General features: G+C 60.9%; 14 protein-coding genes and 1 tRNA gene. 7 read left to right on the top strand and 8 right to left on the bottom strand.

All coding sequences use genetic code 11. From position 1 onward, the window contains the following. The first annotated feature begins 166 nt into the window (after positions 1 to 166). Positions 167 to 1300: a citrate synthase gene (locus FHT84_RS18280; protein WP_112343089.1), complete on the top strand. Its 1134-nt coding sequence runs from the start codon at positions 167 to 169 to the stop codon at positions 1298 to 1300. Between the two features lie 33 nt (positions 1301 to 1333). Here the strand turns inward: FHT84_RS18280 and FHT84_RS18285 are convergent, their stop codons facing one another. Together FHT84_RS18285 and tehA are read right to left on the bottom strand one after the other, a co-directional pair. Next, positions 1334 to 1705: a VOC family protein gene (locus tag FHT84_RS18285; protein WP_183763333.1), complete on the bottom strand. Its 372-nt coding sequence runs from the start codon at positions 1703 to 1705 to the stop codon at positions 1334 to 1336. 30 nt (positions 1706 to 1735) lie between these two features. Beyond that, positions 1736 to 2737, bottom strand: coding sequence for a dicarboxylate transporter/tellurite-resistance protein TehA (gene tehA, locus FHT84_RS18290; protein WP_112343087.1), 1002 nt, complete (start codon positions 2735 to 2737; stop codon positions 1736 to 1738). 305 nt (positions 2738 to 3042) lie between these two features. On the opposite strand from tehA, the gene gnd reads away from it, so the two are divergent. Continuing rightward, positions 3043 to 4068 carry a phosphogluconate dehydrogenase (NAD(+)-dependent, decarboxylating) gene (gnd, locus tag FHT84_RS18295; RefSeq protein ID WP_112343086.1) on the top strand — a complete coding sequence of 342 codons (1026 nt, stop codon included), beginning with the start codon at positions 3043 to 3045 and terminating at the stop codon, positions 4066 to 4068. 122 nt (positions 4069 to 4190) lie between these two features. On the opposite strand, the gene glp is transcribed toward gnd, so the two are convergent. The 5 genes from glp to FHT84_RS18320 are packed head-to-tail and all read right to left on the bottom strand — an operon-like array spanning position 4191 to position 9679. Beyond that, a complete protein-coding gene (glp, locus tag FHT84_RS18300; RefSeq protein WP_112343085.1) occupies positions 4191 to 5417 on the bottom strand; it encodes a gephyrin-like molybdotransferase Glp in 1227 nt (408 codons plus the stop codon). Between the two features lie 3 nt (positions 5418 to 5420). Next, entirely contained in the window at positions 5421 to 5915 is a 495-nt protein-coding gene (gene moaC / locus FHT84_RS18305) for a cyclic pyranopterin monophosphate synthase MoaC (protein ID WP_112343084.1), read from the bottom strand. A gap of 1 nt (position 5916) precedes the next feature. Further along, a complete protein-coding gene (gene trpC, locus FHT84_RS18310; RefSeq protein WP_112343083.1) occupies positions 5917 to 6732 on the bottom strand; it encodes an indole-3-glycerol phosphate synthase TrpC in 816 nt (271 codons plus the stop codon). 6 nt (positions 6733 to 6738) lie between these two features. Next, positions 6739 to 7761 carry an anthranilate phosphoribosyltransferase gene (gene trpD, locus FHT84_RS18315; RefSeq protein ID WP_112343082.1) on the bottom strand — a complete coding sequence of 341 codons (1023 nt, stop codon included), beginning with the start codon at positions 7759 to 7761 and terminating at the stop codon, positions 6739 to 6741. Between the two features lie 25 nt (positions 7762 to 7786). Then, positions 7787 to 9679, bottom strand: coding sequence for a peptidylprolyl isomerase (locus FHT84_RS18320; protein WP_113249943.1), 1893 nt, complete (start codon positions 9677 to 9679; stop codon positions 7787 to 7789). A gap of 179 nt (positions 9680 to 9858) precedes the next feature. Here FHT84_RS18320 and FHT84_RS18325 point away from each other — a divergent pair, with 179 nt between their 5' ends. The 4 genes from FHT84_RS18325 (at position 9859) to FHT84_RS18340 (ending at position 13618) form a co-directional block, all read left to right on the top strand. Then, complete coding sequence (locus FHT84_RS18325) at positions 9859 to 10140, top strand: hypothetical protein (RefSeq protein ID WP_112343080.1); 282 nt, start codon at positions 9859 to 9861, stop codon at positions 10138 to 10140. A 257-nt stretch (positions 10141 to 10397) separates the two neighbouring features. After that, on the top strand, positions 10398 to 10862 hold the full coding sequence (locus tag FHT84_RS18330; protein ID WP_112343079.1) for a MarR family transcriptional regulator: 465 nt from the start codon (positions 10398 to 10400) through the stop codon (positions 10860 to 10862). Next, positions 10855 to 12081 (top strand): HlyD family secretion protein, encoded by a 1227-nt coding sequence (locus FHT84_RS18335; RefSeq protein ID WP_112343078.1) that lies wholly within the window; start codon positions 10855 to 10857, stop codon positions 12079 to 12081. Before FHT84_RS18330 ends, FHT84_RS18335 begins: the two co-directional genes overlap by 8 nt. After that, positions 12074 to 13618, top strand: a complete 1545-nt coding sequence (locus tag FHT84_RS18340; protein ID WP_112343077.1) for a DHA2 family efflux MFS transporter permease subunit — start codon at positions 12074 to 12076, stop codon at positions 13616 to 13618. Before FHT84_RS18335 ends, FHT84_RS18340 begins: the two co-directional genes overlap by 8 nt. Positions 13619 to 13791: 173 nt before the next feature. On the opposite strand, the gene FHT84_RS18345 is transcribed toward FHT84_RS18340, so the two are convergent. Beyond that, complete coding sequence (locus FHT84_RS18345; RefSeq protein ID WP_112343076.1) at positions 13792 to 14388, bottom strand: DNA-3-methyladenine glycosylase; 597 nt, start codon at positions 14386 to 14388, stop codon at positions 13792 to 13794. Positions 14389 to 14802: 414 nt separating this feature from the next. Here FHT84_RS18345 and FHT84_RS18350 point away from each other — a divergent pair. Then, positions 14803 to 14892, top strand: a tRNA-Ser gene (locus tag FHT84_RS18350).

Consider the following 14892-nt stretch of genomic DNA (forward strand, 5'->3'; position numbering starts at 1 on the left):
CCGAAACACCGGAAGTGTGACTGTCCCTCGATCATCACCTGCATCTCAGTCATCCGTTCTATCGGCGGAGGTGGCCTCTTTCATGTCACCTCCTTTGACTATCCGATTAGATCGGATCTATTCCTATTGACGTCAATCTTGATGCAATTGATCAACATGAGGACCGATGAGCTGGCTGACGGCAGAGCAGGCGCTGAACCTGCTGGGAACGAAATCACAGACGCTATACGCCAATGTCAGCCGCGGGCGCATTCGCGCGAAGCCGGATCCTGCCGATACACGACGCAGCCTCTATTTCACCGATGACGTCAAGCGACTGGCCATGCGTCATGCCGGACGGCGCAAGACCGAGACGGTGGCCGCCGAGGCTATTCAATGGGGCGATCCGGTATTGCCATCGGCGCTGTCGACGGTTTCGAGCGGCAGGCTTTTCTATCGCGGCCAGGATGCGGCGCGGCTTGCCGAAAGCGCAAGCCTCGAAGATATCGCGCGGCTGCTTTGGGACATGAAGCGGCCGTTGCGATTCGAGCAAAGTACGGCTCAGCAAAAACTTCCTTCTCTGAATGCTGCGTTCTCAACATTGGCAGAGCGCATAACAAGCGACCTGCCATCACTCGGGCGTTCGCTTCCGGCCCTGCAGAACGAAGCTGAAAGCGTGCTCGGTACGGTGGCTGAAGCCCTGGCACCGGGCGCGTGGGATCAACCGCTGCATCGGCGCCTCGCGGCTGCCTGGGACCGTCCCGATGCCGCCGATATGATCCGCCGCAGCCTTGTGCTGCTTGCCGATCACGAGCTGAACGCTTCGACCTTCACCGCGCGGATCACGGCATCGGCAGGCGCGACGTTATCTGCGGCCACTCTATCCGGCCTTTCGACGCTGACCGGTCCGCTGCATGGCGGCGCATGGCAGAGCGTGCGCACGCTGATCGCGCGGGCAGCCACGACGGGGGTGGACGAAGCGGTCCGCAGCTATCTGGCGGAAGGACGGCCATTGCCGGCTTTCGGCCATCAGCTTTATCCTGATGTCGATATCCGTGGCGAGGCGCTGCTTGGCTGCTTCAAACTGCCTCCGCTCTTCGCCAGGGTTCGCGATGTCGGCGAGCAATTGGTCGGTGAGCGCGTCAATGTTGATTTCGCCCTGACAGCGATGACCCACGCCTATCGTCTGCCGGAGGATGCACCGCTGATCATCTTCGCGCTGGCACGGACGGTCGGCTGGCTTGCGCATGCCATGGAGCAGGCCACCAGCGGCAGGCTCATTCGCCCGCGTGCGCGCTATGTCGGTCCTCCGATACCATGATCTCATTCTTACCGGACAGCGGGCGCTTTTTGCTCAACTCACCGATAGGTGACAAACGGCTTCGATATTGTGGCCATCAGGATCGAGAATGAAAGCGCCATAGTAGTTCGGATGATAATGAGGGCGCAGACCTGGAGCACCGTTGTCGGTGCCCCCGGCAATGATCCCGACCCGATGGAAATTATCGACGAGTTCCCTGTTTGGAGTGGCAAAGGCGATATGCGTGCCTGTTTGCAAAGCATCGCGCTGACCGATCCAGAAGAAAGCCTTCTGTCCAATGCCGTAACCCGCAAATCTTTCGCCTTCGGCATAAAGGCGTTCTATGCCTATGGAGCGCAATATCGTGTCGTAGAAGACCTTCGATCGCTCGAGATCGCAAACCCCGATCGTGACATGATCCAGCATATCACCCTCCAAAAGTAGGATCGAACTCTATTATCGCTGGCCAACGGCACCAGCGTCTCGGTCGGCAAGCTCGACCCAGCCAATAACGAGTTTGCGGTTGGCAATCAGCCAGATCGTCACCAGCGCGATCAAACCCACAACGATATTGGCGGTGACGAAGAGAATGGGAGCAAGTTGCGTCACTGGGCCGACATCGCCGCGTTCGACAAGGCGCATCGGGGCCGTTGCCAGTGCAGTCGCACCGAAGGTGAAGGCCCAATAAGCGGGGCTGAAGCCTTCTTTCATGATCCAGGGCAGGAGGCGCAACATGATCAGGGCCTGCAGCAAGCCGTAGCCGATCATTGCATGGACGAGCATGTCAGGAGGGCCTTGCGTGACGCTGATATAGGCAAGCGCACCAACGACCGGGGGAGCCAGCTGAATTCCAAGGGTCGGCCTTAGTGGCGGTGCCAGCGCAGGCCCCGTCAGCAGGCGATGCAGCAGGGCGGATTCGATGGCAAGCCAGGCGAAGAAGCCGGCGCCGAAGAAAAGCTGCGCCCATTGCGGAAAGCCAAGCGCCGCGCCGACGATAGCAGTCACGAAGCTGCCGGCGACGCTTGGCAGATAGAGCACGGCTGTCGTCGTGGCGATATCGCGTTCACCCTGCCAGAGCCCTCCGGTGCGCCAGACGGAGAATGCCAGGGTATAGACGGCGCCGATCAGGAATATGGTTTCGGCACCGATACGCGAATAAGGCAAGAGGCCACCGGCCACCAGCATGGTTGCGACACCGATGAGGCCGATGAAGCAGCACTGGACTGGGTGCGCCGCCTCCTTCAAGGACTCCTCGCGCACTAGCATCCATTTCAAAGCGTAGAGCACGATCAGCACCAACCAGACGGCCAGTGCAATAAAGGTCAGAACTTCACCGATCAGTACCGGCAGATGCCAGATGCGGGCACCCACGCGCCAGGCATTGGCGAGACCGGAAAGCCCCAGAACCACCCCGAAAAAAGAAGCTGGAATCAGCGGCAGTTTCAAAGACGCGGCCATATGCCTCCTTTTGACGCCCTCTGTGAGCGCCGCCCGAAAGAGAATGATGCAAAGAACCCGAGATCGATGCTAAGTCCATCAACATGAATGAAGCGCAAAATACAGCTTTCCTCGAAACCGGCAAAGCGCGATCATGGCGAAAAGCGGGAGGTCTGACCAGGCGACATCACAGATGCGTGAACGGGCGAATTTTCCTTCGCTGACCGGCTTATGCATAGCTCGCCCGTCATTTGTTCATTGGAAAATGCTGCGAAATGTCTCTATTGAACATTCAAACGATTAAAACCGTCCTAGGAGACTGAAATATGCAAATCGGAATGATTGGCCTTGGCCGTATGGGCAACAACATGGTGCAGCGCCTGATGAGAGGCGGTCACAGCGCGGTTGTTTTCGATGCGCGTCCGGAAAGCATCGCCGGGCTTGAGCAGCTCGGCGCCACCGGCAGCAAGTCTCTCGCGGATTTCGTATCGAAGCTCGCTAAGCCCCGCGTCGTCTGGCTTATGTTGCCGGCGGCAATCGTCGATCAGGAACTGGCGGCGATCGTCCCACTGCTGGAAGAGGGCGACATCGTCATCGATGGCGGCAATTCCTATTATCACGACGATATCCGCCGTGCCGAAGAGCTGAAGCCGAAGGGCATCCACTATGTCGACGTCGGCACCAGCGGCGGCGTTTTCGGTCTGGAGCGCGGCTATTGCCTGATGATCGGTGGCGAGAAGGAAACCGTACAGCATCTGTCGCCGATCTTCGCAACGCTTGCCCCCGGCGTCGGCGACGTCGCTCCGTCGGCAATGCGCTCGGAAGAGGCTGCCAAGAAGAGCACGGCAGAGCAGGGCTATCTGCATTGCGGCCCATCCGGCGCCGGCCATTTCGTCAAGATGGTCCATAACGGCATCGAATATGGCCTGATGGCTGCCTATGCCGAGGGCTTCAACGTTCTGCGCCATGCCAACATCGGCAAGCAGGACGCGGAGAAGGATGCCGAAACCGCGCCGCTCTCCCATCCGCAATATTACCAGTATGATCTCGACATCGCTGAAATCTCGGAAGTCTGGCGCCGCGGCAGCGTGATCACCTCCTGGCTGCTCGACCTCACGGCCGACGCGCTGCATGGCGACGCAGCCCTTTCGCAATATGCCGGCCGCGTTTCCGACTCGGGTGAAGGCCGCTGGACGATCTCGGCGGCGATCGACGAAGGCGTTCCAACGCCGGTGCTGAGCGCTGCGCTTTATGGCCGTTTCGCTTCGCGCGGGAATGACGATTACGCCAACAAGGTTCTCTCTGCCATGCGCGCCGGCTTCGGCGGCCACCATGAGAAGCCGGCGAAATAAATTTCGCTCTGTCGATGTAATGATCGCGAGCCGGGTGGGTCAAACCTCCCGGCTTTTGCTTGCCCGCTTTGATCGTCCCCCTGAGTTGAGCCGGAAACCCCGTTCACCCTTCCGGGGCACCTTCAGCCCAGCAGATCGGGCCGTAAGAATATGACCGGAGTGGGCGAACCGACTTCCAGCTGCGAGGCATGCGGCGGGCGAACGACAAGGCAGTCGGCGCGCGAAAAGACCTTCATCATCGACGAATCCTGCTTCGAGAAGGGCTCGGCGAGCCAGCCGCCGTCGGCAGCTTTCGTCAGTGTCGCGCGGACGTAATCCTGCCGCTGATCGTTTGCAGCAAAGGGCACGGCAGCACGCGCAATGCCTTCACGCTTTACCGGAGGCAGGGATGCGAGCTTTCTTATCAATGGCTCGAGAAAGAGCAGTCCGCAAACGAGGCTGGAGACGGGATTGCCGGGGAGGCCGAGGACATGCATCTCGCCGAGGCTGCCGACCATCAGCGGCTTACCGGGACGCATGGCGATGCGCCAGAAATCCAGCTTCATGCCTGCAGCCACCATTGTCGCCTGCACCAGGTCGTGATCACCGACAGAGGCGCCGCCGAGCGTGACGATGATGTCGGCCTTGGCCACCTGCGCACGGCCGATGGCGGCGGTAATCTCGTCGCTGTCGTCGGAAACGATACCGAGATCGAGCACATGGGCGCCGGCGTTGCGGGCCAGTGCAGCAATGCCGAACGTGTTCGAGGCGATGATTTGCGATGGCCCCGGTTCATTGCCAGGCGCCACGAGCTCGTCGCCGGTCGCGAGAATCGCCACCAGCGGCCGCCGATAGACAGCCAAGGCCGGATGATTCATGGCGGCAGCGACGGTGAGCCGCGAAAAATCCATGACGATGCCGGCGGAAAGCACCGATTCGCCTTCCAGGAAATCCTGTCCGCGCGGGCGTATATGCTGCCCCTTGCGCAAGGGGTAGGTCGTGCGGATGCGATCACTCTCCAGGCGCTCCGCGTCCTCCTGCAGGAGTACCGAATCGGCGCCGGCCGGAACGGGTGCACCGGTGAAGATGCGAACCGCTTCTCCCTTGCCGACGGCTCCCTCAAAGGCATGACCCGCTGCGGAGGCACCGATGACCTGCAGCTCCGAGCCAGGCGTTGCAGCATCCTCGAAGCGCAGCGCGTAACCGTCCATCGCCGAGGCGTCGAAGGGCGGTTGGGTCAGGCGGGCGGCAAGATCCTTGGCCAGAACCCTGCCTTCGGCCATATCGAGCGGAACGCTTTCAACACGATGGATCGGCGCGGCACTGTCCAACAGGCGTGCCTGCGCTTCGGCAACGGGCAATAGGCTCATAGATCAGGCCCCCGGATGGCGGAAATCCCCCGATTTGCCGCCGGATTTCTCCAATAGAGTGATGCCACCGATTTCCATGCCGCGATCGGCGGCCTTGGCCATGTCATAGATCGTCAGACAGGCGACGGAAACCGCCGTCAGCGCTTCCATCTCGACGCCGGTGCGGCCGGTCAGCTTCGCCGTCGCCGTCACGCGCAGGCCGGGCAGGGCGGCATCCTCCGCGATATCGACGGCAACCTTGGTCAGCATGAGGGGATGGCAGAGCGGAATGAGACTGCTCGTCTGCTTGGCAGCCATGATGCCGGCAAGCCGCGCTGTGCCGATGACGTCGCCCTTCTTGGCGTTGCCTTCGCGAATTAGCGTCAAGGTCTCAGGCTTCATCTTGACGTAACCGGTCGCGGTAGCGCTGCGTGCCGTCTCTGCCTTGTCACCAACATCGACCATATGCGCTTCGCCCGAAGCGTCGATATGGGTCAGGCCGGCCTTCTCGATGCTCATTTCACTCGGCCGCCAGAATGCCGGTTTCGCCGTTCAGCAGCAGTTTCGTCGCCGCCGTCACGTCGTCCTTGCGCATGAGGCTCTCGCCGACAAGGAAGGTGCTGATGCCGACGGCCTCAAGGCGCTTACAGTCGGCGTGTGTGAAGACGCCGCTTTCGCCAACCAGCAACCGGTCCTCCGGCACCATGGGCGCCAGCTTCTCGCTGACCGTCAAGCTTACTTCGAAGGTGCGGAGATTGCGGTTGTTGATGCCGATTAGCGGGGAGGAGAGTTTTAGGGCGCGATCCATCTCTTCGGCGTCGTGGACTTCCACCAGTACATCCATGCCGAGGCCGAACGCTTCATCCTGGAGGCGCTTGGCATCGTCATCGGAGAGCGACGCCATGATGAGCAGGATGCAGTCGGCACCCCAGGCGCGGGCTTCCTGCACCTGATAGGTATCGAACATGAAATCCTTGCGCAGCGCCGGCAGCGAGCAGGTGGCGCGGGCCGCCGTCAAGAACTCCGGAGCGCCCTGAAAGCTCGGCGTATCGGTCAGCACCGAAAGGCAGGCTGCTCCCCCGGCTTCATAGGCCTTGGCGAGGGCAGGCGGGTCGAAATCAGGGCGGATGAGTCCCTTTGACGGACTTGCCTTCTTGATCTCGGCAATCAGGCCGAAAGCGCCGCCATCCTTCTTGGCGAGCAGCGCCTTGTGGAAGCCGCGCGGCGCGGACTGTCCGGCCTGCATGGCCTTGAGATCGGCAAGAGAGAGCTTGGCCTTGGCGGCGGCAATTTCCTCGCGCTTGTAGGCCTCGATCTTTTGGAGGATATCGGTCATGACGTCCTAGTCCTGTTCTTCCTCATTGGAAACGGCGATAAGCTTTTCCAAAGCAACGGCCGTGGCGCCGCTATCGAGCGAATGAGCGGCGAGCTTCATGCCATCATGGAGCGTTTCCGCCTTACCGGCAATGACCAGCGAGGCAGCAGCATTGGCGAGGGCAATATCGCGATAGGCATTCTTTGCGCCGCCGAGCACGCCGCGGAGCGCCGCCGCATTGGCAATGCCATCGCCACCCTTGAGGTCGGCGAGGTCGGCATGCTGCAGGCCGAAGTCGGCCGGCGTCAGTTCAAAGGTGCGGATATTGCCATTCTCGAGCGCTGCGACGGAGGTCTTGCCGGTCGTCGTGATCTCGTCCAGACCGTCGCCGTGCACAACCCAGACGCTCTCAGCGTTCAGATCCCTCAGCACCTCGGCCAACGGCAATACCCATTGCGCCGCAAAGACGCCCAGCAGCTGCCGGCGCGCGCCGGCTGGGTTGGATAGAGGCCCAAGGAGATTGAAGATCGTCCGCGTACCGAGCTCGACGCGGGAGGGGCCAACATGGCGCATGGAAGAATGATGCAGCTGCGCGAACATGAAACCGATGCCGGCCTCGCGAATGCAGCGGGCGATCGTCTCCGGTCCGATGTCGAGCTTGATGCCCAGCACGGATTGCGTATCGGCGGTCCCGGCCTTGGAGCTTTGAGCGCGGTTGCCGTGCTTGGCAACCGGCACGCCCGCGCCGGCAACGATGAATGCCGCCAGCGTCGAGATATTGTATGTGCCGACGCCATCGCCGCCCGTGCCGACAATATCGATGGCATCCGCCGGGGCTTTCACCGGCAGCATCTTGGCGCGCATCGTGGTCACGGCGCCGACGATTTCATCGACGGTTTCGCCGCGCACCCGCAGAGCCATCAGGAACGCGCCGATCTGAGATGGCGTGGCCTCACCCGACATCAGGATTTCGAATGCCTGCCGGGCCTCATCCCGCGTCAATGCCTCGCGATTGGCGACCTTGGCGAGGAAAGGCTTCAATTCGCTCATCGACTATCCATCCTCCCGACCGGGCCTAGCGAGACATCGCCTGTTCGGCGAGGCTCTGGTTGACCGTGACGGCATATTTGCCCTGCAACTGGCTCACCATCTGATCGAGGATATCGTCGCCGGCGGCATTGGCAATCTGGGCAACCTGCTGATCATCATTGCTCAGCGCGTCCGTCGTCGGATTGTCGTTGACATCGGTGACCTTGAGCAGGATCTGCGTCGTATCATCGGCGCCGACGGCAGTGGCGACCGCATCGACCGGGCCGGAGAAGGCGGCTGCGACGCCGCCACGACCCAGAACCGGATCATCGGTCGAGCGCATGATGCTCGTCTTGTTTTCAACGGCAATGCCGAGCGGCGCGGCGATATCGGCAAGCGACTTGCCCTTCTGTGCTTCCTGCTTCAGCTCGGTCGCCTTGGCGGCAAGCGCGATCCTCTGCTGCTCGGCAGTCCAATCGGCAACGGCCTTTTCGCGCACTTCCGCAAGCGGCCGGTCGTGATCGGGCGTGATGTTCATGACGTCGTACCAGATATAGCCGTCATTGCCGACCGTCAGTGGAGCAGGGTTGCCACCCTGGTCGGCCTTGAAGACTTCCGAAAGCAGCTGCTGGCGCGCCGGCAGATCCTTGATCTCATTGCCATTCTGGTCGAGGCCGGTCTGATCGATGGCATCGACGGTGACCAGTTTCAGCTTCAGCTGCGAGGCGGCTTCCTGCAGCGAGGCGCCGGAACCGCGCAGGTCCTCGAACTTGTCGTGGACGCTGGTGATTTCGCTGGCGGCATTGCTGAGCGCAATCTGCTTGCGGATATCTTCCTTGACCTCGTCGAAATTCTTCGCAGTCTCATTCTTCACGTTGGTCACGCGCAGGATGACCGGGCCGAACGAACCGTCGACGACAGGGCTCGTGCCGCCTTCCTTGGCGACGGCAAACGCGGCTTCGGCGACGGTCTTGTCCGGAACCTGGTCCTTGGTGAAGGTGCCGAGCAGCACATCGGAAGGCTTCTTGCCCTGGTCGGAGACGAGCTGATCGAAGGTGGTTCCCGTCTTCAGCGCATCGGCTGCGGCGTTGGCGAGATCCTTGTTGGGGAAGGTCAGCTGCTCGATCGTGCGCGTCGCCGGCGTCGTGAAGCTGTCCTTGCGCTTGTCGAACTGCGCGCGCACCTCGTCGTCGGACACGCTCGCCGGATCGGCGATATCCTCGGCCTGCAGTTTGACATAGCCGAACTTGCGATATTCCGGAGCGCGATACTTCGACTTCACGCCGTCGAACCACTTCTGCAAGACATCGTCGGCCGGCGCTTTGACCGGATCGATATTGGCATTGGTCAGCAGCAGATAATCGATGCTGCGGGTCTGGTCGTGATATTGCTTGACGGCGTCGACCAGGACCTGCGGCGCAGTAAAGCCGTTCGATACCGCCTCGACGATCTGGCCGCGGATCGCAACCTTGCTGCGCTCCTTGATGTAATCGTCAGGCGAAATGTTGCTGTTGCGCAGCAGCAAGTCGAATTTCTGGCGGTCGAAAGCACCGTTCGTCGCCTTGAAGGCCGGATCGTCGCCGATCAGCTTGGCCAGCCGGTCCTGCGAAAGACCGAGGCCCATATCGGCGGCAAGCTGGTCAAGCGAGGCGCCGGCGACGAGCTGCGCCACCGTTTGCTGTCCGATCCCGAACGCACGGGCCTGCTCAGGCGTGATCTGCATGCGCAGTTGCTGGCTGATCGCCTGGATCTGGCGACGGTAGGCAAGACGGAATTCATTGGTATCGATGTGCTGATCGCCAACCGTGACAACCGTATTGCTGCTGCCGCCGGTGATGAGGGACCGCTCGACACCCCATACACCGAAGGCTGCCGCAAGAAGAAGCAACAGGCCCTTGGCAAGCCAGGTCTGGGCGATTTTTCTCAGCACGTCGAACATCGGAAAGCAAACCTCGTCATCATCAAGTCTTCGCACGCGGGCGAAACAATCGGAGTTCCTTAGAACAATCCGAACCGGAATTGAAGAGCCACTGGGGAAATCGCCGGACGGCGGGCAAAGACGCCGGAACCTTTGACAGGCAGCGGCGTTCTAGGAACCAGAAGACAAAGGAGCATACGATGGCAGAAACGAAATCAGCTTCCGCCCAATCTTCTTCCGCGCGAGCACAGACCGAAATGGCAATGGAGGACCTTGCCGCGCAGGTCGCCGCATTGCGCGAAGATCTGTCGAGGTTGTCGCAGAGCATGGCAGCCGTGGGGCAGGGAGCGAAATCTGTCGTCGCGGAAGAAGCCCAGGAGATCACCGAGCAGTTGCGCGAAAGAGTTCGCGAGGAGCCGATCTTCATGGTCGCTGCCGCAGCTGGCATCGGCTATCTCATCGGTCTTCTCAGCCGACGCTAGCTTCAGGTCGAACTCTGACGGGTGGGACGCCCCCTACGTACCACCTCTGCTGCGAAACTGCCGAAAAGGCGCGGGCGAATCGGCCCGCGCCTTTTCAATTGGCGATCGGCAACTCGCCACTGCGGCATCTTTGTGACAGCCCTGCGACATCTTCGACAACTGCCATTTCTTGATTGCCCGCCTCTTGTATCGCATGGGCGCTTACTATATGTGTTAATCATTATAAGGTTGCTTATCAATAGCAGGCTTTTCATACCATGAATTCGACACCCACTCTCGGCTTTCTCCTTCATGACGTTGCCAGGCTGTTTCGCAAGCGGTTCGAGCAGCGCGCAAAGGATTTGGGCCTGACGCGTTCGCAATGGCAGACGCTCGCCTACCTCGCGAACAATGAAGGTATCCATCAGGCCGGTCTCGCGGAAATGCTGGAGATCGAGCCGATTACGCTGGTCCGCATCCTCGACAAGCTGAGCGAACGCGGTCTGGTGGAGCGCCGGCAGCATCCGAGCGATCGACGAAGCTGGCTTCTTTACATGCGCGAGGAAGCCCGTCCGCTGATCGAGACCATGCGCAACATGGGCGACCAGACACGTAAGGAAGCGCTCGAAGGAACCTCGCAGGAGGATCAAGAGCGCCTCTACGAATTGCTTACCCTCATGAAATCGAACCTGCTTAGCGCCTGCCGTTCAAAGGCGGTCGACAAAGAGTTACAACATGGCTGATGCATCTTCCTCACTCCGCGTGCCTGCAAACGCAAATTCCGCTGAACAGACCGAGGCCCCGGTGGCCGAGGCCCCGTCCTCCAATCCCCCACCGCAGCCCGCAGCAGCTGCAGCGGCGGCCCCGGTCGCACCCCCGGAAACGCCGCGCAAACGCCGCAACCTGACGCGACCGGTGCTGTTTGCACTACTGCCTGTCGCGCTCGTCATCGGCGGCTATTACTACGTCACCGGCGGACAGATCATGTCCACTGACAATGCCTATATCCAGGCCGACATGGTGGGTGTTTCGACCGACGTATCCGGCACGGTGATCTCGGTGGATGTGCATGAAAACGAGGTGGTGAAGAAAGGCCAGGTGCTCTTTCGCCTGAAGCCCGACTCCTTCCGGATCGCGCTGGACGGTGCCAAAGCACAGCTCGGCAACGCCAGGAACCAGATCCTGAACCTGCAGGCGAGCTACAAACAGGCCTTAGCCGAAATCGCCCAGGCACAGGCCGACATTCCCTATTACCAGACGGAATTCACGCGCCAGCAGAACCTGATCAACAGCTCGGTTGCCTCCAAGGCGGCATTCGATCAGGCCAAGCACAATCTGGAAGCCGCGCAGCAGAAGGTATCGGTCGCACAGGCCCAGGCGGCAACGACCCTTGCGCAGTTGGGCGGCGAGGGTGCCGCCGATCTGCCCGTCGAGCAAAATCCGCTCTATCTCCAGGCCAAGGCCGCGGTCGACAACGCACAGCGCGAGCTCGACGATACCGTGGTGCGCGCGCCGTTCGACGGCATCACCGCGAACGTGCCCTCGCTTCAGGTCGGTGCCTACCTGACGGCCGCGCAGCAGGGATTCTCGCTGGTTTCCACGAGCCATGTGTGGATCAATGCGAGCCCGAAGGAAACCGAGCTTACCTATGTGCGTCCCGGCCAGAAGGTCGACATTTCGGTCGATGCCTATCCGGGCGTGACGTGGAAGGGTACGGTCGCCAGCATCTCGCCGGCATCGGGCTCCAGCTTCTCGCTGCTGCCGGCCCAGAACACGACCGGCAACTGGGTCAAGGTCGTACAGCGCATTCCGATGATCATCAGCATCGACGACATGCAGGGCAAACCGCCGCTGCGCGTCGGAATGAGCGTCGTCGCCGATGTCGAGACCGGCCATGCCCGCGGCCTGCCTGATTTCATCACCAACCTGCTCGGCCATTCCCGCGGTCAGGATCATGAGTAGCGCGACCAATTCTTCGCCGGCGGCACCCGTCGCCAATCGCGGTGCGATCACCGCCTGCGTCATCCTGTCCGTGATCATGCAGGCGCTGGACACGACCATCGCCAACGTCGCGCTGCCGCATATCCAGGGCGACGTTTCCGCGAGCGCCGACCAGATCAACTGGGTGCTGACGTCCTACATCGTCGCGGCCGCCATCATGACGCCACCCTCGGGTTTCCTCTCGGCAAAATTCGGCCGCAAGCGAGTGTTGCTGGTCGCGATCGCCGGCTTCGTCGCCGCTTCCGTCCTCTGCGGCCTGTCGGAATCATTGGTGCAGATCGTCGGATTCCGCCTGCTGCAGGGATTGTTCGGCGCCTCGCTGGTGCCGCTGTCGCAGGGCATTCTGCTCGATATCTACAATATCGAGGAGCGCGGCCGCGCCATGGCGCTGTTCGGCGTCTCGGTCATGGTCGGTCCGGTGCTGGGACCCGTCATCGGCGGCTGGTTGACCGACAATATCAGCTGGCGCTGGGTGTTCTACATCAACGTGCCGATCGGGGCGCTCGCCTTCTTCGGCATTGTCGTCTATGTGACGGAAACGAAGCTCGATGCGCTGGCGAAGCTCGACTGGTTCGGCTTCAGCATGCTTTCGATCGCGATTGCGGCGCTGCAGCTCTTTCTCGACCGCGGCGAGCAGCTCGACTGGTTCTACTCGAGCGAGATCATCATCGAGGCGCTCGTCTGCGTCAGCGCCTTCTATCTCTTCCTCGTGCACATGTTCACGGCCGAGCGGAGTTTCGTCAATCCACGCCTGTTCATGGACCAGAACTTTGCCGTCAGCATCCTGTTCATCTTCATCGTCGGCGTGACCTATCTGGCTTCGCTGGCGCTGATGACACCCTATCTGCAGACGCTGATGGGCTATCCGGTCGTGACCGCGGGCATCGTCATGGGACCGCGCGGCCTCGGCACCATGTTCTGCATGTTCCTGGTGGGACGCCTGATCGGCAAGGTCGACACGCGCTGGCTGCTGTTCATCGGCCTCGCGCTGACGGCCTGGGCCATGTACGACATGACCGGCTGGACACCGGATGTTTCGCAATGGACGCTGATATCGGTCGGCTTCGTCCAGGGCGCAGGCCTCGGCTTCCTCTTCGTGCCGCTGACGACGATCGCCTTTGCGACGCTGCCGGCACAGATGCGCGGTGAAGGGACCGGCCTCTACAACCTCTCGCGCAATATCGGCTCCAGCGTCGGCATTTCCGTCGTTTCGATGCTGATCACCGAGAACACGCAGGTCAATCATGCCAACATTGCCGCCTATGTGACGCCGTTCAACCGCTATTTCGATGCGGCGGCCGCACAGGGCGTGAGCCCCTTGACGGCTGTGGGACGCGCGACGCTCGACGGCATGATCACCACCCAGGCAACCGTCATCGCCTATATCGACGACTTCAAACTGCTGATGCTGATGTCGATCTTCGCCATGCCGCTATTGGTGCTGCTCCGCAAGCCGAAGGCGCCGCCGGCGGTCGACCACAGCGTCGCGATGGAATAGAGCATTTCCAGGAAAAGTGCGAAGCGGTTTTCCGTCCGGAATGCATTGAGAAATCATAAGACAAGCGTTTCGCGATTCGAAGAGAAGCGAAAATGCTTGCCACGCAGCCTTTCCAGTTTCACTGCGTGGCTCAGCGGCTGCCGGGCACCACCCCGGTGGCCGTTTTTGTTCAATCACGGAAAACGGCGGCTGACAAAGCGCGAGCCGGCAGCTCCGAAACGCCAGAGCGGATCGACATTCTTCGTGATGCCGATGCGCTTGCCGGAGACGACCGGCACCGGTTCCGCCCGAGACACCGAAAACGGCGCCGCATCCAGCGAGCGGCCGTCGAGGCTTATATCGATAGCAAGCGCCTGCGACAGCTTGCCCGGCCCGTTGCAGAGCGAGGCGATATCGGCAAGTCCGCGCCGCCGTATCATCTCCTCGATGCCGTTTTCCGGCTCGATCGCCCGGATGAGCACAGCGCTTCCCTTGGTGCAAACGAAATTCAGGCACCAGTGAATACCGTAGGAGCGGTAGACATAGACGTGGCCGGCCGGTCCGAACATGGCCGTATTGCGCGGCGTCGGTCCCCGATATGCATGAGAAGCCTCGTCATCGGGTAGATAGGCCTCCGTCTCGACGATGCGACCGCCTATGCCGGCGACCGTGAAACGCGCCCCGATCAGGTCGGACGCGACCACGACGGCATCGCGGCTGAAAAAGGCGGTGAGGGCAGGGCCGGCGAGGGGCTTGGTGCCGAGCGACAGGGAATGATCATCAGAAGTCATGGCGAGGAAACTATCCCGGATAGTCGAAGCCATCAACACGACGTTCGCAAAGCAAGACCTTCACAGCCGATGTCGATAATTGACAAATTATAAGCTTAGCTTATTAATAACTTGCTTCAGTCAGATTTGACCCCTGACCAGGCGAAGGTGGCCCGGCCGTCTCCATCGGCCGTACCACCTTATTTCCGGCACTTTGGCGAAACGAATCGCGCATGCTGCCGCGCACTCGGCCGATATCCCTCAACCACAATTCCATCTGATATCGAGAATGCGGGAGAGCGCGGCGGAACAAGTTGACGCGGCGACCAAAGCTGCTAAAAAGCCAGCCGTCGAGTGATTGGGTAGAAAACCGGTAGCACCACCCGGTTCCGAAAAATCAGTACTGCATGGATTTTTCAGCCTTTTCAATTGCTTGGAAGAGTGTCCGAGTGGTTTAAGGAACCGGTCTTGAAAACCGGCGTGCGGGAAACCGTACCGTGGGTTCGAATCCCACCTCTTCCGCCA

Source organism: Rhizobium sp. BK289, assembly GCF_014193575.1.
Taxonomy (GTDB): Bacteria; Pseudomonadota; Alphaproteobacteria; order Rhizobiales; family Rhizobiaceae; genus Rhizobium; species Rhizobium tropici_C.